Here is a 21,329-nt window from a genome sequence, read left to right on the forward strand (position 1 = left end):
TAACTGCTTAGCCCATGTCGACGGTCTAACTGGCGCAATGAACCGGCGGGCGTTAGACCGGGATCTAAACAACGCAAATGAACAAGTCAACAAGGGTGTTGATCAACTGTATCTGATTTTACTTGATGTTGATTTCTTCAAATTATACAACGACAACCAAGGTCACCTGGCAGGTGACCGTGTGCTAAAGCACATTGTCGCAACCATGCAGACAGTGACTGATGTCGATATATACCGTTATGGCGGTGAAGAGATTGCCGTATTATGCAACTCGCATGGTAACGATATTAGCTGTGCTGAACTTGCCGAGCATTTGAGAAGTAGCATTCAGGCGCTGGCGATTCCTCATCCAGATTCACCTTTTGGGGTTGTAACCGTTAGTGCTGGGGTTGCCTACCATAGTCGAGGTAAAGATAGCGACACTTTGATCTTCGACGCGGACAAGGCATTGTATCTGGCTAAAAGCCAAGGGCGCAACTGCGCACACCTAAACACTTAATAAGGCTTAGCGCTGCCCTTCACTCTTATGGCGCAGCCTAAAAAAATGCCAGTCAGCTTAACTGACTGGCCTATCGCCCCTGTTATAAGACTCTGCTCTGCCTATCAGAACGAAGCTCTTAAGCCCAGATAATAATAGCGGCCAGTCACATCATAAGCTTCTGACGCTGTATTGATACCGGTGCTACCATAGTTGGTGCCCTGCGCCAGGATAGGTGCTTTTTGATCAAACAAATTATTCACCCCCAGATACAGATTAATGTTGGCGTTGAGCTGATAACCCAGCTGCAGATCATGATACATTTTGGCGCTGATAGTATTCAGCTCATCTGGGATCCGACCACCAGTACCAAAATCTACATTACGCTGATCTTGCCCTGTCAGTGAATCTTCCACTTTGTGCCAATAGCGCATCCGCCAGTACAGGTTAAAGTCATCCAGTTTGTAACCAAGGTTAATATTAAAACGGTGTTTCGGATACAGCACTTCACCAGCATAACTATCCAGCTTGCCTGACTCGATACTGGTGATATCGAATTTATTCAAATGGCTGTAAATAAAGTCGGCCGTTAACAATCCGATTGGTAAATCGGTAGCGTAACGCAGTTCAACATCCACCCCCTGAATATCAATCTGGTTTTCGTTGCCAGCCCCAGAATCTACCCCACTTAAGGCACCGGTTTCTGGATCACGGCGTGCCTGGCCGGCACAAGTAGCATCAAAGCCCGAAGTCACAGTGTAACAACGACTAAGTACCAGTGAGCGTGAGGTGGTGGTAATGGCATCATCAATTGAGATGCTGTACCAATCCACCGTCATCGACAAGCCGTCCATCAGCTCTGCCACAGCCCCGATACTGTATGTCTTCGCCGTTTCTTCCCTTACATTAGGATTACCACCGATAAAGCCCCCTGTTTGCTGTTTTTCCAGCTGTGTCAGCAAAAAACCGGTAGCCGGATTCGCCGCAGCCCGGGCAAAAATGGCCGGTACAGACAGACAGTTTTGGGCAATTGTGCCGCTATCACCCACTTTGACGCCATCACAAACATCAGTCACTGTTGCAAATGTCTCTGTTTGGCCGCCGAACAAATCTGACACATTTGGCGCACGTACCGCCTGAGCCGCTGATGCCCGCAGTTTCAGACCACTGCTGGGCGAATATTCTGTGCCCAGGTTCCAGGTGAAGACATTGCCAACAGAGGAGTAATTGCCTGTGCGAATGGCGGTATCGATGACCCAGTTATCCAATACCGGGAAACGGGCCTCCAGAAAGGCATCACGCACACTAAATTTGCCATCGGTGGGTAGCTGACGGTTGGATGAGGTGGCACCAATTTGCGCCAGATCACTGGCTTCTTGTTTACCTGACTCTTCGCGAAACTCTAAGCCCGCCGCCAGACCGATAACCCCACCTGGTAACTCAAATGGCAGCTCGCCGGTAATGGCGGTACCTAGCACCAGTTGCTCCACCACGCCTATAGTTTTCGACGGTGCCCTTAAATAATCTACCGCTGCTGGTGAGACTGTATTTGCCCCAAAAATATTAAAGGGCACGCAGCCTTGCAGGCGGGCGGTTTCATCGCGGCACTGCACCTTGCCATCTAACTGTATTAAATCCATGGCCAGACGCGCCCGGTCCATGTTCAATTCACCGTAGCCAAATTGGTTTTGTGTGGTTTGGCCCCATGTTAAGTAACTATTTAGCGACCAGTTATCGTTGATGTACCAGTCCAGTCCTGTGGCTAAGCGGCTGGTGCTGCGGTTGGCTTCGTTGCCCCGATCACCAAACTCTGTCATACGCCGGCCAATGGTGTTGAGCTGATTTAAGTTGGTAATGTTGTTACTCAGCAATACCTGTTGCAGTGCATCCGGAATTACCAAAGACCCTTCCACCAGATGGCCGCCGGTACCGCCACGGGTTTTCAGCCAGATATCCAACAAATTCAGGGGCGTTGGCTCGTAAGCCGAAGATGACTCGACCTGCATCCAATTAAACTCAGAGAAGAAGTTCAGGCTTGGATTGATTTCATGGTTTAGCTGCCCTGCGATGTACTTACGTTTCAGCGGGATCAGCAACTGTCGACGTGACCCTCGGTCATAGCCATCGGTTGCTGCCACATAAGGGCTACCATCACCTTTAAAGTTACCTACGCCGGGGATTTGCACCAGACCTGCCGGGTTATAGCCAGAGAGAACCGGCACCCAGCTACCATTTACCGATGCCAGATCGGTGGTTTGCTCTGGCCGCTCTGGGCCGCCAATGCCGGCATCATCATGAAAACCAAATGACATCCAGGCATTACCGCCATTCCAGCTTTGGCCAACCGTCAAATCAATATCTTGCCGCCGGCGGTCATTTTGATCCGACACTGCCGATTGCAGCCGCAACTCAGCCCCATCGATATTTTTTTTGGTGATAATGTTAATCACCCCGGCCACAGCATCAGAGCCATAGACCGCCGAAGACGCGCTTTTTAATATTTCAATCCGGTCTACCACCGCAGCAGGAATAGCATTGAGATCGACGGCATAGCCAACCGATGGCGCAGTGCCCGATACAAAACGACGGCCGTTCACTAACACCAGGGTGCGGGCTGAGCCAGCATTGCGCAGTGAGGTGGTATTTAAGCCCGCTGAATTGAGACTAAAGGTCACATTAGATTGATCCGCCGCAGCAATGGCGACCGGGGATTTGTGTAGCACATCAGCCAGGTTGGTCGCACCGGTTAGCATAATTTCGTCGGCAGTTATCACCGTTACCGGCACTGAACTTTCAAATTCTGTGCGTTTAATACGTGAACCTGTAATTTCAATGCGCTCAACCTTGGCCGCGGCGTCTTCTTCTGCCAAGCCTGGTGCTGCCACCAGGCTCAGACTTGCCGCAACAGAGCTTAGCATTACCCGGCGAACAGCCAGCGTGACTTTATTATATTTTTTCATGTTGTTCTCCCATTTGTCCAAACATAGACTTGTCCATGCGGGGTGCTATTGTCGCACCTGGAGCTGACGCTAAACCCGAGGGGGAGCAGACACTAGTTCAATACCACCAGTGGATGCCAGAATGTGACCGGCGGCAGAAATTGCGTTATGAAAACAGACAGGCTTGCCCGCTTGCTGGGCAAAGAAAAAAGGCAGCCTTGCGGCTGCCTGGGGTCAAGATACTGACCACGTAGCAAAATATGACTTAAGGTTAAACCTTAAAACTGATTCATAGTATAGTGCTTACCACCGGCTTTTGTAGTGGTCTAATAAAACCGGACACCATTTTAGGTGGTAAGGTTACCACGTTAGAAGAGGTGTTAAATGGCAAAACAACGTCGTACGTTTTCAACAGAATTTAAACGTGATGCTGCGGGTCTGGTGCTTGACCAGGGCTACAGCATTGCAGAAGCAGTTAAGTCCCTTGGTGTTGGTGAGAGTGCACTCCGCCGCTGGGTAGAGCAGCTTGAGCAAGAGCGCGGTGGAGTCACACCGAAGTGCAAAGCCCTGACGCCGGAGCAGCAGCGAATTCAGGAACTGGAGGCCAGAGTGAACAGGTTGGAGCGGGAGAAGGCCATACTAAAAAAGGCTACCGCTCTCTTAATGTCAGACGAGTTCGAACGTACACGCTGATAGACCAGTTAAGAGAACATGAAGCGGTAGAAGTGGTCTGTGAGGTGTTTGATGTGCCAGCCAGCAGCTATTACGAACATAAGCAGCTCAGTAAGCAAATTAACGTCAAGCGGTTAGAGCAGCGCAGTAAAATCAAAGAGTTGTTTAAAGACAGCCGTTATTCAGCCGGTAGTAGAACTTTGCTTGGGATGATGCGGGAGCTGGGTTATGAGATCGGTCGCTTTAAAGTCATGAGCCTGATGCGGGAGGCAAAGCTCATCAGTAAGCAGCCGGGGCCACATCGTTACAAAACGGCTCAGGTTGAACGGCCTGATATTCCTAACCATCTGGACAGGGAGTTTGATGTCAGCGCCCTTGATAGCGTGTGGTGTGGTGATATTACCTACATCTGGGCAGAAGGCCGGTGGCACTATTTAGCTGTGGTTTTGGATTTGTACCGTCGTCGTGTTGTTAGCTGGGCGTTATCGGCCAGGCCTGATGCAGAGCTGGCGATTAAAGCACTGGATATGGTGTATGAGCAGCGTGGCAGGCCACAAGGTGTGATGTTCCATTCGGATCAGGGCAGCCAGTACGCCAGCCGCTTATTCCGCCAACGGCTGTGGCGTTATCGCATGACGCAAAGCATGAACCGCCGGGGTAATTGTTGGGATAATGCCCCAATGGAGCGACTGTTCAGAAGCTTAAAATCTGAGTGGGTGCCAGTAACGGGTTATATGAGCAAAGCAGAAGCACAGCGTGATATCAGTTTTTACCTGATGGATTATTACAACTGGCGCAGGCCACATCAGTTCAATAATGGTGTGCCACCGGCAAAAGCTGAGGATCTATCTAATTTACTGTCCGGAATTAGTTGACCACTACAGTTCAACTAATTGCTGAAGCAAGCGGATTTGTGGATTACTGGGTTCAATGGGCTTTATCTTTTCTGGATAGCGCAGCATCAACTCCAACGCCAGCTCGGCATCTTGTGGATCATCTTTGGCACCACTTGGCGAGAATGCTTGGCGATAGCGAGCCAGTGACAGAGCATGAACAGGAAAAACGGTGACAAATGGATACTTCTGAAGGGCGTACACCACAGGCCCTTTTTTTAACTCAAGCGCGACTGCTATCTTTCCTTTTACCTTTTTGTGCAAATCGTTGAGCCAGGTATCAAGTGCTTCCGGGGTATGTTCAATTACATGGAATGAGCGTTCACCATTTTTGAGCTGAACACACACATCGTGCTTTTTATCGGCCCAATCCAACCCTATATGGGCAGAAAATTGATTTATCGTAGTCATAACTAACTCTTTTTCATTGAGGACTGGTATGCATTCCACGCTCTTCGAAAGAAATATAACCAGCAGTATTTGTGTATGCCCTGAGTATTCGTTTGCGAGCAGTGGAGCACTTACTGACTCGAAAGAAAAGCGGCGATCGTCGAATGATACTCGCTCAATATTCGTAGTCAGTAAGCGCATACCCTGAACCACTTCTAAGTATAATATTCAGGGCGTGAAAGACTATATCTCACTCAAAGCGCCTTAACCTTGGGTTTTAGGCCCCAGTAACTTATAACAAAGCTGCCCCAGCGTTTGCAGGGCGCGCTCTAGTCTGGCATCGGGTGTGGCGGCGCAGTTTAAGCGAATAAAGTTGCTGTAATTGGCACTTCCGCTTTTGGCCGTTGGGGAGAAAATAACCCCGGGTGCTATGCTAATATGCTCAGCCAGCGCAAGCTGCGCCAACTGCGACCCGTCTAACCCCTTGGGGAGTTCTATCCAAAGTACAAAACCACCTTGAGGTTGACTCACCCGGGTGCCTGTTGGAAATAACCGGCCAATACTGCTGCTAATACGTTGTATCGCTGCTTGATATTGTGGCCTTACTTGTTTTAAGTGGCGCTCGTACTGCCCGCTTTGCAACAGTTTAGCGACCGCAAGTTGCGGCAAAGCAGCGGTACTGATATTGCTGATAAATTTCAGATATTCCAGTTTGGCAGTATGTTTGGGGGCTATTACCCAGCCGATACGTAAATCGGGCGATAGGGTTTTGGAAAACGTGCTGCAATAAAAAATATTCTCGGTTGGGCAAAGGGCTAAACAACTGCTGGGTCTTTGGCCCGCAAAACCCAGATCACCATAGGTATCGTCTTCGATAAGTGGGATACCTCTGCTGCTAAGTAAGTGCACAATACGCTTTTTATTGCTATCAGGCATTAAACAACCCAAAGGGTTACTGTAATTGGCAATAAGTACACAAGCTTTTATCGGCCATCGGTTAACTGCCTCTGCTAGTGCGGCAGGGTCCAGGCCGGTTTTTGCATCGGTAGGCAGAGCCAGCGCTTTTAAACCAGCGGCTTCAAGCGCCTGCAATAAGCCATAAAAAGCAGGAGACTCTATAACTACAATATCGCCAGGCTGCGTTATGGCTTTTAGGCTGAGCATCAGTGCCTCTTGGCAGCCATTAGTAATGATCACATCCTCTGGCGATACAACAGCCCCATGCAAAGCCATGCGTTTAGCAATTTCGTGGCGCAATTCGGGTGTGCCCCGGCTGGCCTCGTAGCGCATCAGGCGGGTAGGTTCGGTTTTAATAACCTGTTGCAATGCCTTTTGCAGCGCATGTTGCGGCAAATAGCTTGTTGCAGGTACAGCGGCACCAAGGCGAATATAAGCCGGATCAGCAGCGGCTTTAGATAACGACAAGGCGATCTGCTGGCTACAAACCGCGCTTGGTACGGCAGTTGGCAGCACAGGAGTACTACTTAATGGCGGTGGTAAAGAGCGGGCTTTTACAAAATAACCACGTCGATTATTTGCGTGTAAGTAACCGCATGCTTCTAAATGACGATAGCTTGCCACCACCGTAGAAATACTTAATGCCCGGCGTTGTGCTAATTCGCGTACACCGGGCAGGCGTTCTCCAGATGCGTATTGCCCTTGCTCTATTTGTTGTTGCAGTTCGGTAGCCAATTGTTGATAAAGAAAACGCACCTTAGCTCCTAGCCGTTTAGAGAGTTTGTATCGTTTGCCATAGCGGTGGCAATACCGACAGCGCCAGCAATAAGCCCATCAGTTGGTTAAACCGGCGTCGATGCTCTGCTGCTGTTAGCAGCCGCTTCAGTGCTGCGCCAAACAGTAACCAGCTACCGGTACAAGGTAAACCTACCAATAAAAATACTACAGCAATTAGAGCGATTTGTTGCCAGTATAATCCCTGCAAACTGGTAAAGGCGGCAATAGCGCCGGTAATCATTACCCAAGCCTTGGCATTTACCCACTGAAACAGTAATGCTTGCATAAAACTAAGGGGCTTACTATTACCCGTGGTAATTTGTGCAGGTTCGGCGCTGGCAATTTTCCAGGCCAGATACAATAAATAGAAAGAACCTAGTAGCTTAATGACCTGGTGGAGTAGCGGGTGTTGTTGCAGGATCAGGCCTGCACCTAAGCCCACCGCCAGTAACATCACTAAAAAGCCAAGTTGAATCCCTGCCAGATGCGGCAGGCTTTTTTGCACACCGTAATTTACGCCCGAAGACATAATCATAATATTGTTTGGCCCCGGGGTAATACTGGTGGCAAAAGCAAAAAACACTAAGGCCCAAAATAATTCCATGCTGCATGCTCCTCGCTATTACTGTTCTGCCTTCACAGTAACGGGCGTGAACCATAAAAAATATGCACAGTACAGCACGAAATAAGCAGTACAGATATGCTCAATAAAATTAAAAGCGATACAGCGGGAAGAATAGCTGCGCTATGGGTATGACGGGCTGCTGCTCAGAATGCGTTGCTGATAATCAGGTAGGCATTCTGAGTAGTGAGTTATCTGCAAACCGTGTAGCTTGCGATTAAAAGCAGAATGGGCTGCTTAAACCAAGCTGTGCACTACCTTGCTGCCATGGCTTAAATTATCGTGCAGTGGGCAGCGCTGGCAGACTTCATCCAAAAACTGGGCTTTTTGCTCGTCGCTTAGGTCGGCGTCTATTTTGGCGCTAATACGAATTTCGGTAAAACCTACCCGATCTTCGCTGGGTTTACCCATTAAGCCTGCTGGGTTGTAATCGCCTTCTACGGTTATTTGCATACTGTGCAGGGCAATTTTTTGCTGAAAAGCCACAATGCGACCAATGGTGCCAATACAGCCGCCTACAGCGAATAGCAACATTTGCAGTGGCGTGGGGCCAGTACCGGTGCCTTTGGCAGAAGTGGGTTGATCGATAGATACGGTATGGCCGTCAATATTGGCTTGAATAGCAAAGCCATCTGCCATAGTAGCGTTTACACTCACGGTTTTTAGGTTGCTCATGGTTTTGCACTCCTTTAATTAGGGTGCACTAATCTAACTTGAAGTTTGCTAGCTAGAAGTGCGTTAGATCAAAGCTAACGCAGTTTTAACGTTTATTACAGAGTATAAGCTAGTTTGCCAGTAGGCCGCGCTAAACCGTTGTTATTGGCAGCCTGCTGGCAAGGCTTCTGATGGCGTGGTTTAGAAGAATGTTGACCAGGAAATAAAGGCGGAAAAACCACGATCACGGTCGGTTAATGGGCTATCACTGATACTGTTATCATACCAATGATGTTCTACGCCTAGCCGCGTCATGCCGCCAAAGAGTGGGTTGCTTAATGAAAAACCGGCGTTGTAGTTAAATGCCGAGCCGGCCCGGTATGCCATGCGGTTGGCGCTGGCTTCGCTTTGGCGTACGCCATAGTAATAATCGACGAGCTTACTGTCGGAATAGCTAATGCCGACTTTGGGTTCTAGCTGCACTGGGCCAAAACGCCAGCCGTAGCCTACTGACAATTTAGACTCCTGACCTTTGGAATTACCGAGTAAATCAACCAACGTGTCCGCCTCAATAACCCAGTTCTGCTGGCGGAATTGCACACCTAAACCACCATCGAGTGAGTTTTTACGTTTTGCCATACCAATAAATACATCGCTGTCGGAATCGTCGAAGCCAGCAAAGCGCGGTGCCAGTTTGGCATTTAGCGTGAGGTTGTTGTGCTGCAGCAATTGATAGCTAACAAAGGGGCCATACACAGAGAGTTTTTCACCGCGATAGCCAATTAATGGCAGCGGGATAGTGCGGCGTTTGTAGCCACGGTAAATTTCCTGATTTACACCAACACCTACGCCATACAAATAGCCTTGCGGCGGCTGTTGTGCCTTTGCTAGGGGGCTGAACAACGCCGCAGAGCTGCACATTAGGGTGAGTGTAGCAGTAATAAAACCTTTTAAATTCAACATACGCTTTCCTTACAGTTACTGTTTTAGCGACTTGATATGGCTTCTAATACTGATTGTCGCCAAGCTAAGATCATAAGGCCGCGATGTTGTGAAACTGGTTATGCAGCCCAGAGCACCTTGTGCCAATGGGCATACTGTTTTGCTGGGTTTTGCTCACTGCTTATATAAATATTTACACTTAGGGGCACTTTTGGCCTGCCCGAAATCAGGTTATTAGATTATGCTGAAATTACAATAATAAAACGAAGGATTGAAGTATGCGCGAACTGATTGAAAAAGCAACAAACCTGCCGTCAGTACCTAAAGTATTACAAGAATTAATGGCAGGTTTTGAGAGTAATACAGTTAATGGCGAGCGCCTTGCTACCTTATTGGCCAATGATCAAGCTATTACCGCCAAGGTATTACGCTTGGCCAATTCTGCCAAATATGGTGGTAACCGTAAAGTGGGTTCGGTAAAAGATGCGGTGTTGGTATTGGGCACCGATACTTTACGCACTCTGGTGCTCTCGGTAAGTTTGTCGGGTACTTTTAAACCCCTTCCCAAGTTTGACTTAAATGCCTATTGGCGCTATTCGTTTAGAATGGCTAACCGCTGTAAGTATATGGCTAAAATGTTAAAAGTAGACGCTGAAGTGGCTTATACCTGTGGTTTGTTGCACGGTATTGGCGAGTACCTGATCCATATAGTTAAGCCAGAGCAAGCCATTTTGATTGATCAGGAAGTGGCAATGGGTAACCGCCGTCGCGAAACTGAGATTAAGCATTTAGGCTTTGATTTTACCCAAGCGGGTGCTGAACTAGCGCGCTTTTGGCGCTTTCCTGAACCCATTGCCTTGGCAATAGAGCACCAATATACGCCGGTTTATGGTGGCAAATTAGATCCCTATGCCTCTTTAATTATGTTTGGTCGTTATTTGCTAGAGCATGAAAACGATGTAAAAGCCGAGCGGTATGAGTTATTCCCTGCTAAGTTGGCACACGCTTTACATTTAAAACTGGAAGATACTTACAAACATATTACGCAAATGCCAGATTTGGATGCAGGGATCGACGACTTATTAAGTTAGTGTCCGGCTTTTCTGCTTTGATTATTTACAATCCCCGGCCCAAACCGGGGATTGTTTTTTTTAATGGCTAGCACCTAACATAAGTATATATCGCAATCTTGTGGAGAGTTTTATGGATAATCGTATGGTTTATTTTGACCAACAGCAACGCCTTAGCCTGCAAAGCGGCATAGCTTTACCGGCGGCGCAATCGCTTCTGCAGTTGGCGGGCCAGCAGGCAGTGGCTAGTACTTTAATTGCCATACCTAAGCCTGCTAGCCTGTTGGCCGAGCTTGAGCGAGCCTATAGCCAAGGCTATGAACAGCACGCCTCTACCGAGTTTGAACTGCAAGGTATTGCGGTTGCCGGTAGTGGTGATCCTTTATTGCATTTGGATTTGCTGGCCGAGGTAATACCGGCTTTTAAAGCCCAGCGGCATGGTGTGCCAGTAACGCTGGTCACTTATGGTTTAGTGGCACCGGCAGAGGCTGAGGTGCTTTGTCAGCAATTATTGGCGCTGGAAGTTGAAAAACTCGAAGTGTATTTGCCCGCCGCTAACCCGCCAGCGTATCAACAAGCGGTGCAGCCCAAGCAGTTGGGCTTTGCGGAAGTGTGCCAGTTTATTCATACAGCGGCAGAGGCGGGTTTACCAGTAAGTTGTTTTGCTTATGCGCCCGTGAAACAGGTCAGCGAGTTGCGGGGACTGGCGAAAGAGCTGGGCGCACGCGAGTTTCTGCTGATTGGTAGTTGAACAATGGTTTAGTTGCCAGTTAGCCTTAATCGGCAACTGGCAGCTAGTAACATAGTGTGTGGGTTAAATACCGCTAACCCAATCCGGTAAAAACTCGATAGCCCATAGCTCTAACACTTTATCAAAACCGCTAAAAATCATCAGTGCAATTAACAACAGGGCATAACCAAGTAGTTTGCGGCCAAATTTACCTGAGGTGCGCAACTTGGACAATTTTACTCCAGCAGCATAACCAACGGCTACTAGTGGCAGGGCAGTACCCAGGCCGAAAGCCAGCATCACACTAAACGACATAAGCATACTTTGCCCGGTAGATGCTAACGCAATAGCTGCACCTAAGGTTGGTCCTACGCAGGGTAACCATACTAGCCCTAGCGAGCCGCCCACCACAAACTGAAAAGCTGGGTGATCAGTGTTTTCGGTAACTTGCCCACCTGAGGGTAGGTGGCTGGTTAAGCGTGAAAGCAACATCGAAAACTGCTGATTTAGCCAATCGACACTTAGAACCAAACCCATAGCTAACATAAAGTACGCCGCAAAGGTGCGCATAATCTCTGGCCCTAAACTCGCACTAAGTAATAGGTACGTTAGCAGAGATCCGCCAAGAGCAAAGGTTAAGGCCAAACCTGCAGCTAAAAACCATACTCCGGTGCGCGACGCGCGCATTGCCGAAGCGGTAACGGCAGGGATCATCGGCAGCACACAGGGAGAAAGCAGGCTTAGTAAGCCTGCTAACAGTGCTAAAGGGATAGCAGTAAACTCCATAATTAATCAGCTTTCTTATCGTGTTCAGCTATTGCTGCGAAAACGTCTTTTTCTTTGGTTTGTGCTACCGTTAACCATAGTTGTTCTTCACCACGGTATAACACTAAGGTAGATTGCCGCGGTGCTTTAAAATAGGTTACCCACTCCTTTTGGTTATCAAAATCGACTTCTAGCACCAGTAGTTCACTTTGCGGATTTGCTGCTAAATAGTCGTTTAGTACTGCATGCTGTTTACGGCAAGTAGGGCACCACGGCGCAAACACATCAATCAGAATAAGTTTGCCGTCCGCTTGGGCCTGGCGAAACACATCTTCAGTAAAGGGTTGTTTATGCTTGGTTAAATGCTCAGCGGAAGCAGTTGCTGGATTGAAAAAGAAGATAGCACTAAGAATAGCCAAAACAGCCAGTGTTGTAGTTAGGATTGTTTTCATTTGAACCTCGTTAGTTAATAAAGCGAGGTCAGTGTAAGGTGAGGGGCTGAGCAGGGCATCAGCCAGAACAACGGTGTAATCAACCAAAACACCGGTTGGCACCTCAGAATAAACTTAGGTGTTTCGGTCGATTAGGCCGGTGTTTTAGTCAGGTTAGAAATACGCTCCGTCCGCTATATTGAAAGCGTACTATCAACCCAGAGGTCTAAAACATGAAGCAAACATCACTTACCAAAATGCTACTCGCAGGCATTGCAATAGCAAGCATCACTGGTGTCGTGCATGCTGCGCCCAACAGTCAGCTAACTCTTGCTGAGGGGGCGCCGGAGTCCGCGCGGCAAGATTTTAAAAAATGGACGGCTGGTGAGCGTGTCATAGGGCGTAGAGATAAATGTTATGGCATTGCACTTGCAGGTCAAAATGATTGTCGCGCTGGTGCGGGCACAAGTTGCGAGGGCTCCTCCACTATCGATTTTCAGGGTAATGCTTGGACTTTCACGCCACGTGGTCTGTGCGAGCATTTGATTACACCACATGGGCCGGGAGCTAAAACTGAACTGGCGCGGAATAATCCCTAATGACAGACTTTAATGCGTGTGCCATTACCTCTATGTCACTGGGTTGCGGCATTAGTCTGAAAATGCTGCATTACCCAGCAGTATTAGAGTTGATGGACGAGGCATTATGGTTTGAAGTTCATACCGAAAACTATTGTGGTATCGGCGGTACGAAAATCGCTGCGCTGCGCGATGTTGCTGAGCGTTACCCAGTTAGCTTTCACGGTGTTGGCGCCTCGCTTGGGGGGCCTTCTCCGCTTTGCCAAACTCATCTGTCTCAGGTTAAACGGCTGGTTAAACAATTTAATCCTGCTCTTGTATCAGAGCATGCGGTTTGGTCGCGTCTGGAACAAAGCTACTTTGCCGATTTGTTACCTCTACCTAGATGTAGTCAGATTTTTCGAAATCTGGCCTCAGGTATTCAACAATATCAGGAGTGTATTCAGCGCCCAATCCTGATTGAAAATCCGACACATTATCTGAGTATGCGGCATGAGATGACAGAACCTGATTGGTTAATCGAATTGTGCAGGTTTACAGGCTGCGGTGTGTTGCTGGATATTACCAATTTATTTCTAAGCGAAGTTAACTGCGGAATTAATGCCAGGGCTTACATTGATGCCATGCCCGCTTCGTTAATCGGCGAGCTGCACATCGCTGGTTACTCGGTTGATCCGATTGAGGGTAACGCTTTGCTGATTGATAGCCATGATCATGCCCCGCAGCCAGAAGTATTACAATTGCTGGCTTACGCATTGCGGCGCTTCGGTACTAGACCGGTGTTATTGGAGTGGGACGACAAAATCCCAACCTTAACTGAGCTGTTAGTACAGCGGAGAAAAATTGCAGCGCTTGTTAAGAGCGAAACACAAGAGAATCGTGCTGATGCGTGATTACTACACAGCCTTTGCGGATTTTTTGCAGCAGCAGAATGCTGCTGTATTGCAGCCCTGGTTGGCCTGTGCACCCGAGCAGGTTAGGCGGTTGCTGGTTTATCGTAACAGCAGCCTTAAGTCGTGTACGCAAGCACTGATAGCCAACTTCCCCATCAGCTGCACTTTACTCACGCAAGATGTCTTTCTGCCACTGGCAAGAGCCTTTGTGCTGCGGTGTCGACCAGTTAACACGGGTTTAGCCTGGTACGGGCAAGATTTCGCTGATTGGCTTGCTAGCAACCAAATAGTCCAATCTTATCCGTGGCTGCCTGATCTGGCAAAGCTGGAACGTGCCTGGCTAAATAGTTTACTGGCTGTCGATGCAGAGCCGATAACCCCGGAACAACTGATCTCAAAAGCAGATGCAGGAGTCTCGCTTGAAACCCTACACCTTGGTTTGCATCCCTCCGCCCAGCTACTTCAGGTTGAACACGATGTATGGCCTGTATTGTTGGCCGCGCGAGAACATCCACAACAAGTCCAACAAGTTGGAGTGTATGCAGCGAGGTTGAATTTACTGCTTTGGCGAGATCCTTCTTTTAACATCAGATGCCAGCTGGTTTATCCAGCTGAGTATGTCTTTTTGACAGCGCTGTTACAGCATGGCACTTCGCTAGATTTGGCATGCAGCGCAGCAACCCGCGTTGATAAAAACTTGGACATTAGCCATTGGTTTGCTTTTTTGCTTGGCTCTGATCTTTTAATTCCAGCTAATTCAGAGGAATAGTATATGAGTTGGTACATGAATGTGCAAAGCAGGTATCTAACAATCTCTGGCTTGATACAGCGTTGGTTGGAGCCGCTGGTATTACTCTCGGCTCGTCTATTGATTGCGAAAGTGTTTTTATACTCTGGGCTGTCGAAATGGCAAGGCTTTCTGCAGTTCGACAGTAATAAGTATGATCTTTTTTTATATGAGTTTTTTTGTCCGGAAACGATCCGGCCAGGAGCCTTGGTACTCTGTGATTCGGAAACTATGGAATATGCCCAGGGGGCTTTTGGCCAGCAGTTGGCGGAGCTATTGGCATTCTCTGCAGGGATCTTGGAGGTTTTTTTGCCGATATTGCTGGTTATCGGGCTACTCAGTCGTATTAGTGCGCTTGGTTTATTAACGATGACGTTGTTCATCCAATTAGCGGTATACCCCGATTGGGCGCATTTCTGGAATCCGGCTGCATGGTGGCTTGTCGTGCTAATGCTCCTAATGGTGCGTGGACCTGGATCATTATCTATAGACCGGCTTTTGAGATTGGAGCGTTAGTTAATCTTTAGGAGTGTATTAGTCGGAAGTCACCAGGTGAAGTGCCGTGTTGTTGTTTAAAGAAGCGGATAAAGGCGGTGGCGGATTGATAACCGACTTGTTCGGCGATGCGATCTAAGCTTTGTTCGGTATGAATCAGTAAGTAACAGCTTTTTTGCAGCCGCAATTGGTCTAACAACGATTTCGCCGTCATTCCCATGATTTTATTGCAGCGCTCGGCAAAAGCACTTTTTGATAAATAGGCCAGCTCAGCCATATTATCCACAGTCCAATTGGCTTCTGGTTTATCCATCACGGCCAATACTACGCGTCTTAATGCCGTATCTTGCAATGCTGCCAGCAGCCCTTGGCTGATGTGTTCATCGGTAAGTACCTGGCGGAGTAAGTGCAATACAACGACATCACTTAAACGACTGATCGCGGCTTGGTAGCCCGGCTGACGCAGAATGGTTTCTTCCTGGATAAGTGCGACAAGGGGCGCTAAACGGCTCGATTGTCGATCTGCAGGTAAGTGAATATAGTCGGGCATAATTTGTAATACGTTCGCGGTTAATGGGGACTGAATGGCAATGTCGTAGCACACTAAGCCGCGTTCAATATGTTCAGGAACGCAGAAGTTTTGCAATTTAACCGGCGTGCTTTGCGCAGTAACCGGTTGGTCGCTAAGCCAATGGCGAAGGCCATGGCTAAAAAAGATCGCATCACCGGCACGCAGTTGTATCTGCTCGGAAAGGCGTCCAGGGATTGCCATCCATAAACTGCCTTGCGTCACAATATGTAGAGCAGCCTTATCAGATTTATCACTTAGCAAATTCCAATTATCGCAAAAGCCTGATTCAAAGTGCAGCGCCGATCCAAATGCCAGCTGAGCCAACAGCTGATCTAATGCTTCCGGTGTTTCGGTTGATAAGGGCGTTGTTTTGGTCATTGTGCGTTGTTGCCTGTCTTCCTACACTGCATCAACTAGTTAGTCTAAGGTTTGTGCAAGGTTTTGCAAAGCTAAAATATCAAAGGTGTGTAATGACTCAAATTCTGCTGGCCCGCCCCCATCCTTTTATTGTGTCTGAAATGGTGCCATTTCTGCAGCAAAATAAAATACAAGCGCAAAAGCTGGAACAGCTCTCCGAGTTGGATACTAAGCTTAATCAAAGCAAAGCTGCAGTTATTTCGTTGGCCCTTTCATCGCCACTAGCTGCTACAGCAGAAGAGGTGTTAGCGGCAATAAAGCAGCGCGCACCCAGGATGCCACTTGTATTTGCCAGTATGCTTCCACTAGAGCGTGTGCAAAAGCAGCTGCTGCAAATACTACAGCCGTACTTTAACTCACCTGTGCTTTTAGCGGTGGATACCAGAGTAGGTGTTGCTGAGCCTACTTCAACTAATACAGTGCTTTACTTTAGTAAAGCTGATTTAGCTGATATGCAAAAGCGTAATACCTTTGCGAAGTTACTGCATGGGCATGCACGCTAGCTGATTAATACAAGCGAGGAACCATATTATGCTTAACTGGTTTCAACGGCAGAAGTATATTGTGCCAACTACAGTTGATGCTAACCAACTGAGTAAGGAGTTATTAGCAAGTTTAATGGTAATGGCCTGGTTTGTTGAAGCTAAAGACCCTTATACCGGCGGGCATTTATGGCGGGTGTCGCGATACGCTAACTTATTGGCGCTAGCAGGTGGCTTACCTGAAGTCGATGTAGCAAGAATTACCCTTGGCGCTTTCTTGCATGATTTAGGCAAGGTTGCGGTGCCAGACGCTATATTGGGGAAAACGACTAAATTGACTGAAGAGGAATTTGCGGTAATTAAAACCCATCCAGAGGCTGGAGGGCGTTTATTGGCTGGGCATCCGTTGGGCCACTTGGTGTTGCCTGCTGTTGAATTGCACCACGAGCGTCCTGACGGGAAAGGTTACCCCTATGGTTTAACCGCCGGCATGATTCCGATAGATGCGGCTATTGTTGGTATTTGTGATGCCTTTGATGCCATGACAAGTTTACGACCATATCGTAAACCGCTGCCCTTAGCTGAGGTTGTTGCTATTTTAGCGGAGGGCGCAGGAAGTCAGTTTAATCCATTTTGGGTTGGTCGCTTTATTGAGCTGGTAGAGCAAGATCACTTTGCGAATATTATGGGGCATACCGATGATGGTATTCCGCTGCATACCTGCCCGCATTGTGGTCCTACTGTGCAGCAACAACGGCATCAACATGCTGGTGATTTGCTGGCATGTGGTCTGTGCCATAGTGAGATGCAGTTAGTGGAAAAGCAGGAGCAGCTTACCGTAACCGTAACGGGTAAGAAAGCTGCGGCACATTTATTACAACCACAGGCTGACAATAGGTTAATTAAAGCGGTGATTGAAGCCTCGTTAGCGCAAATTCCTATTTCTCAACTCGTAAGGTTTACTGCTCATGCGTGATCTGTTCCGTGCTTTAGCTAGACTGCAAATTATTTTAGCTGCAATAAAGGTGTCGTTAGTAGTGGGCACACTACTGAATATCATTAACCAATATGAAGCCATATTTGCAGAGCAGCCATGGCGCTGGGGATTGGCATTAATGAATTATCTAGTGCCTTATGCGGTGTCGTCCTATAGCGGTGCACTACAACTAATCAAAAGGACTGATCGATGCTAAAGCCTATCCTCGCAGAAAACCGTCGGCAATTAGCCTTTATTGATACTATCTTGCGGCAGATAAATGCTGCGGATTACCAACGTGAGTTTACTTTTGCAGGTGCGCCAAGTATTGGTAAGCATATTCGGCATGTGCTTGGGCATTATGCGCAATTACAACAGGCTATAAGTACCGGGGAAGTGGATTATCGGCAGCGGGAGCGAGACAGGTTGGTTCAAGCTAATCCCTTGGCGGCACTGGGCTTGTTGCAGCAGCAGCTGGATTGGCTGGATAGCTTGGCGCAGCAAATTATTGATCCTAATTTGCGCTATCAATGTGCTGAAGGTGAAGGGACAACAAGTTTATTACGTGAGCTGGATTTTGTTGCCAGTCACGCAGTGCATCACCTGGCGTTATTGAAAATTTTGTTGCAGCAGCTTGGTTATAACTTGCCAGACACGGCAGGTGTTCATAGTTCTACCTTAGCGTATCTCAAGCCATGTGCACCTTAAGTTGGCAGTATCAAGCGGACGGCTTGCACTTATTGTTTAACCGTGACGAGCAATTAACTCGACCTATTGCGTTAATGCCAGAAGTTGTTACTGACAATGGGGTTACTGCAATTATGCCGATAGATCCGCAAGGCAGCGGTACGTGGCTGGCAGTCAATGAACGGGGGCAAGTGTGGTGTCTGTTAAATGATTATGCGGCGGCGACCAGCACAATAGCAGTTTCTGCTATTAGCCGTGGTTTACTGGTTAAGCAATTGGCACATTGTCGCAATCGCCAACAGCAAGATGCGTTACTGCAGCAGGATAAACTGCAGGGTTATGCTCCCTTTAACTTGTTGTTATTTACTAATTTGCAAGAACCAGAGCAATGGTATTGGGATGGTCAGCAGTTAAAACAGTATTTTGCAGTGCGTTCGCCAGTTTCCAGTTCTGGTCGTTGGCCCAAGCTAATACCTGCTTTAAGGCGCTGGTATTGGCGTATTAAGGTATCTGACTCAACCACTGCAGAGCAATTATTACATTTGCAGCGTACTGCTAAACCATTAAATAGCTTTATGGGCATTGCTATGCAGCGGGCAACCACGCAAACCGTTAGTACCAGCTATTTGCATTTGCATAGGCATGGTGTCACCTTTAAATACTGGGATGGGCATCCCCGCGAGCAGGGAAAACAAGCGAATAGCGAAACCGCTTTATCCTGGTCGCAACCATGTGAATCAAGCTACAGTGGTTTTCAACCGCTGCTTTTACCAGCTGTACTGGCAAAAACGTTACCCCAAGTGGCTGCCAAGCTGCCAAGATGGCAAATGCGATGTGTGCAGCATTGTTTGGCCGAGCGGCGACTCAACAGCGCATTGCAGCAGCTGAGCTTGCTGCCGGATCAGCATTTTTGTGACGGTGCTTTGCAATATCTAGGGATAACGCCGCAGGTTATTGCCTGTCGTTGGCCTGCTGCGCAAAGCCGCCCCGTGTTTATTTGTAATCACCCAACAGGGGGGCTAGATGGTTTGTTGCTGATCGCGTTGTTGCAAAAGCGTTATCCAGATCTGCAAGTAATTGCCAATAATGTGTTACTGGCTGTAGCACCCTTGGCACCTTTTCTGGTACCGGTGCCAGTTTTTGCGAAATCAGCAACGGCTATTCCACTGTTGGTTGAGGCTTTTGCCTCTGAGCAGCCACTATTAATTTTCCCAGCCGGTAGAACCGGGCGGTTAAATGCTCAGCAGCAAGTTGATGACGGGGTCTGGGCCAGATTAGCGGTAAGCCTTAGCCGCCGCTCTCAGCGTGCACTTACCTTGCTGCATATTGATAGCCGAAACTCTCGGCTTTTTTATGCTCTGGCTGCACTTAGAAAATGGCTGCGCATAGATGTAAACCTGGAAATGTTGTTACTTAGCCGTGAAATGCTTAATCCAGCAATAAAACAGCCGAAAATTTTTGTCGATATTCCTATGCATCAGATAGAGCTGGAAGCACTGGCCGATACTGATTGGCAACGTGCACAACGTTTAAAACAACGCGGCATGCAGTTGCCTGCCATTTATAAGGAGCAGCAAGATGCAGCAGGCTACACCTCTTGCGGTCGAAGTACCCGCTGAATTAATTCAGGCGGAGTTACAGCAGTTAAAGCCGCTGGCTAATTTCCGGGGACTACAAATTTTTAGCGCCGATGCACATGATATTCCACATACTATGCAGCAAATTGGTCTGATCCGTGAGGCAGTTTTTCGGCAAGCCGGTGCGGGGCGTAATTTGCCACGTGATCTAGACGAACTTGATTATGCTGAACCGGCTTATCAGCAACTGGTTGTATGGGACCCGCAGCGTTTGCAGCTAGTAGCATTGTATCGTTATCAATTAGGCTGGCTCGCTGCACGGTATGGCCAGCAAATTTTGCGTACTAGCCAACTATTTCGTTACAGCAAGGCTTTTACCGAGCAAGTATTGCCCTATGGCATAGAGCTGGGGCGCTCGGTGGTTAATCCTGCTGCTAAAGCCAGCAGCTTAGGATTTTTTGCGCTATGGCTTGGATTGGGTGCCTTGTTGGTGCGTCATCCACAGCTGCAATATTTTTTTGGCAACGTAACGCTTTACCCGCAACTTGGCCAGGCTGCCATGCAGTTGATTGTACAGTTTTGTCAGCAGCTTTATTCGCCCCCTTCGCCGATGTTGCAAGCCAAGCCTGAACTTAGCTATAAAGCAACGGTGTTAACGATTGATGAGACAGTTCGGCAAGCCAGTGCTGCACAACGCGTTAAACATTTACAGGAAAGGCTTAAACCTTTGGCATGCCGTATTCCACCTGTGCTGCAGTCTTATCTCAGTGTGGGCAATGCTATCTGGTTTGATGATGCTGCACTGGATCACGACTTTGGCGGTGCTTATGAACAAAGTATCATAGTGCCATTGGCAGCCTTAAGTATTAGCTTTCGACAACGTTTTCTTGATTGTCATCTTTAATGGAGATTTCTTTATGCAACACTTCCCAATACTTGAACTTTCATCCGCACCGGCTGATAGCCAACCTTTACTCGAAGCCTCACTAAAAAATAGTGGTCGTATTCCTAACTTATTTGCCGTAATGGCCGCAGCCCCCGGTTTATTAGCAGGGTATCAGGAGTTGCATCAGTTGGTGATGCAAAATAGTTTTAACGCCACCGAAAAAACGGTGGTTTGGCAAACCATTAATCAGGAGCATGGGTGCCATTACTGTGTGCCTGCGCACTCGGCTATAGCGGCTATGCTGAAAGTCGACCCTGCCATTGACCAGGCGCTACGACAACAGCAAGCATTACCTGAGCCACTGAATGCCCTGCGTCATTTCACATTATTAATGGTACGTCAGCGAGGTCAGGTAAGTGAAGATGATGTGGAAACTTTTCTGGCGGCTGGTTATCAACCCAGGCAGGTACTGGAGATTATCCAAATGCTGGCACAAAAGGTGATGAGCAATTATACCAATCATCTGGCGAAAACGCCGTTGGATGACATGTTTAAAGTATTTGTTTGATCGATATGGTCCAATGTTGAGATTTAAGCCGATACAGTTTAGCAGCCAGCTTTTGCTGTCTGCTAAACCCACAACTAACAGCTACAAGTCAT

General features: G+C 48.0%; 23 protein-coding genes and 1 pseudogene. 15 read left to right on the top strand and 9 right to left on the bottom strand.

The features are described from left to right. A partial coding sequence (locus IE163_RS02090) for a GGDEF domain-containing protein (protein ID WP_189429641.1) occupies window positions 1-499 on the top strand: 499 nt, incomplete at its 5' end. 104 nt (window positions 500-603) lie between these two features. Here the strand turns inward: IE163_RS02090 and IE163_RS02095 are convergent. Then, window positions 604-3,438, bottom strand: coding sequence for a TonB-dependent receptor (locus IE163_RS02095; protein ID WP_189429643.1), 2,835 nt, complete (start codon window positions 3,436-3,438; stop codon window positions 604-606). 363 nt (window positions 3,439-3,801) lie between these two features. Between IE163_RS02095 and IE163_RS02100 the strand changes: the two genes are divergently transcribed. Beyond that, a protein-coding gene (locus IE163_RS02100; RefSeq protein ID WP_189429645.1) for an IS3 family transposase occupies window positions 3,802-4,964 on the top strand; the annotation gives its coding sequence in 2 pieces (ribosomal slippage) (window positions 3,802-4,057 and window positions 4,057-4,964; 1,164 coding nt in all). A gap of 9 nt (window positions 4,965-4,973) precedes the next feature. Here IE163_RS02100 and IE163_RS02105 read toward each other — a convergent pair. From IE163_RS02105 to IE163_RS02125, 5 genes and pseudogenes are all read right to left on the bottom strand, one after another. Continuing rightward, window positions 4,974-5,393, bottom strand: a pseudogene (locus IE163_RS02105) (IS110 family transposase); the annotation flags it as partial. 243 nt (window positions 5,394-5,636) lie between these two features. After that, a complete protein-coding gene (locus IE163_RS02110) occupies window positions 5,637-7,085 on the bottom strand; it encodes an aminotransferase-like domain-containing protein (protein WP_189429647.1) in 1,449 nt (482 codons plus the stop codon). Window positions 7,086-7,101: 16 nt separating this feature from the next. Continuing rightward, window positions 7,102-7,710 (bottom strand): LysE family translocator, encoded by a 609-nt coding sequence (locus IE163_RS02115; protein WP_189429649.1) that lies wholly within the window; start codon window positions 7,708-7,710, stop codon window positions 7,102-7,104. A 255-nt stretch (window positions 7,711-7,965) separates the two neighbouring features. Further along, complete coding sequence (locus IE163_RS02120) at window positions 7,966-8,403, bottom strand: OsmC family protein (RefSeq protein ID WP_189429651.1); 438 nt, start codon at window positions 8,401-8,403, stop codon at window positions 7,966-7,968. A gap of 180 nt (window positions 8,404-8,583) precedes the next feature. After that, the gene (locus IE163_RS02125; protein ID WP_189429653.1) at window positions 8,584-9,345 is read right to left on the bottom strand and encodes a MipA/OmpV family protein; all 762 of its coding nucleotides are present in this window, start codon (window positions 9,343-9,345) and stop codon (window positions 8,584-8,586) included. Window positions 9,346-9,602: 257 nt separating this feature from the next. On the opposite strand from IE163_RS02125, the gene IE163_RS02130 reads away from it, so the two are divergent. Further along, a complete protein-coding gene (locus IE163_RS02130) occupies window positions 9,603-10,415 on the top strand; it encodes an HDOD domain-containing protein (RefSeq protein WP_189429655.1) in 813 nt (270 codons plus the stop codon). Window positions 10,416-10,527: 112 nt separating this feature from the next. Next, on the top strand, window positions 10,528-11,145 hold the full coding sequence (locus tag IE163_RS02135) for a radical SAM protein (protein ID WP_229833401.1): 618 nt from the start codon (window positions 10,528-10,530) through the stop codon (window positions 11,143-11,145). Between the two features lie 63 nt (window positions 11,146-11,208). On the opposite strand, the gene IE163_RS02140 is transcribed toward IE163_RS02135, so the two are convergent. Continuing rightward, window positions 11,209-11,910: a cytochrome c biogenesis CcdA family protein gene (locus tag IE163_RS02140; protein WP_189429657.1), complete on the bottom strand. Its 702-nt coding sequence runs from the start codon at window positions 11,908-11,910 to the stop codon at window positions 11,209-11,211. 2 nt (window positions 11,911-11,912) lie between these two features. Next, window positions 11,913-12,341, bottom strand: coding sequence for a thioredoxin family protein (locus tag IE163_RS02145; protein ID WP_189429659.1), 429 nt, complete (start codon window positions 12,339-12,341; stop codon window positions 11,913-11,915). A gap of 212 nt (window positions 12,342-12,553) precedes the next feature. Here IE163_RS02145 and IE163_RS02150 point away from each other — a divergent pair, with 212 nt between their 5' ends. From IE163_RS02150 to IE163_RS02165, 4 genes are read left to right on the top strand one after another with little or no spacing between them, the layout of a single operon-like run. Beyond that, the gene (locus IE163_RS02150; RefSeq protein WP_189429661.1) at window positions 12,554-12,919 is read left to right on the top strand and encodes a BufA1 family periplasmic bufferin-type metallophore; all 366 of its coding nucleotides are present in this window, start codon (window positions 12,554-12,556) and stop codon (window positions 12,917-12,919) included. Then, window positions 12,919-13,791, top strand: a complete 873-nt coding sequence (locus IE163_RS02155) for an MbnB/TglH/ChrH family RiPP precursor modification enzyme (protein WP_189429663.1) — start codon at window positions 12,919-12,921, stop codon at window positions 13,789-13,791. The genes IE163_RS02150 and IE163_RS02155 overlap by 1 nt, the downstream gene beginning before the upstream one ends. Then, window positions 13,784-14,560 (top strand): HvfC/BufC N-terminal domain-containing protein, encoded by a 777-nt coding sequence (locus tag IE163_RS02160; RefSeq protein WP_189429665.1) that lies wholly within the window; start codon window positions 13,784-13,786, stop codon window positions 14,558-14,560. The genes IE163_RS02155 and IE163_RS02160 overlap by 8 nt, the downstream gene beginning before the upstream one ends. A 3-nt stretch (window positions 14,561-14,563) precedes the next feature. After that, window positions 14,564-15,094 carry a DoxX family protein gene (locus tag IE163_RS02165; protein ID WP_189429667.1) on the top strand — a complete coding sequence of 177 codons (531 nt, stop codon included), beginning with the start codon at window positions 14,564-14,566 and terminating at the stop codon, window positions 15,092-15,094. Between the two features lie 7 nt (window positions 15,095-15,101). On the opposite strand, the gene IE163_RS02170 is transcribed toward IE163_RS02165, so the two are convergent. Beyond that, entirely contained in the window at window positions 15,102-16,022 is a 921-nt protein-coding gene (locus IE163_RS02170) for an AraC family transcriptional regulator (RefSeq protein ID WP_189429669.1), read from the bottom strand. 92 nt (window positions 16,023-16,114) lie between these two features. On the opposite strand from IE163_RS02170, the gene IE163_RS02175 reads away from it, so the two are divergent. From IE163_RS02175 to IE163_RS02205, 7 genes are read left to right on the top strand one after another with little or no spacing between them, the layout of a single operon-like run. Continuing rightward, complete coding sequence (locus tag IE163_RS02175) at window positions 16,115-16,564, top strand: hypothetical protein (RefSeq protein WP_189429672.1); 450 nt, start codon at window positions 16,115-16,117, stop codon at window positions 16,562-16,564. Window positions 16,565-16,592: 28 nt separating this feature from the next. Next, complete coding sequence (locus IE163_RS02180; protein ID WP_189429674.1) at window positions 16,593-17,519, top strand: HD-GYP domain-containing protein; 927 nt, start codon at window positions 16,593-16,595, stop codon at window positions 17,517-17,519. Beyond that, window positions 17,512-17,736, top strand: a complete 225-nt coding sequence (gene nrtS / locus IE163_RS02185) for a nitrate/nitrite transporter NrtS (RefSeq protein ID WP_189429675.1) — start codon at window positions 17,512-17,514, stop codon at window positions 17,734-17,736. Before IE163_RS02180 ends, nrtS begins: the two co-directional genes overlap by 8 nt. Next, window positions 17,730-18,227, top strand: coding sequence for a DinB family protein (locus IE163_RS02190; protein ID WP_189429677.1), 498 nt, complete (start codon window positions 17,730-17,732; stop codon window positions 18,225-18,227). Before nrtS ends, IE163_RS02190 begins: the two co-directional genes overlap by 7 nt. Beyond that, window positions 18,215-19,825, top strand: coding sequence for an NRDE family protein (locus IE163_RS02195; RefSeq protein ID WP_189429686.1), 1,611 nt, complete (start codon window positions 18,215-18,217; stop codon window positions 19,823-19,825). Before IE163_RS02190 ends, IE163_RS02195 begins: the two co-directional genes overlap by 13 nt. After that, complete coding sequence (locus tag IE163_RS02200; protein ID WP_189429688.1) at window positions 19,785-20,687, top strand: GNAT family N-acyltransferase; 903 nt, start codon at window positions 19,785-19,787, stop codon at window positions 20,685-20,687. The genes IE163_RS02195 and IE163_RS02200 overlap by 41 nt, the downstream gene beginning before the upstream one ends. Before the next feature lie 13 nt (window positions 20,688-20,700). Further along, a complete protein-coding gene (locus IE163_RS02205) occupies window positions 20,701-21,237 on the top strand; it encodes a carboxymuconolactone decarboxylase family protein (protein WP_189429691.1) in 537 nt (178 codons plus the stop codon). Window positions 21,238-21,329: the final 92 nt, after the last annotated feature.

It is taken from the genome of Alishewanella longhuensis (assembly GCF_014653435.1).
GTDB lineage: Bacteria > Pseudomonadota > Gammaproteobacteria > Enterobacterales > Alteromonadaceae > Alishewanella > Alishewanella longhuensis.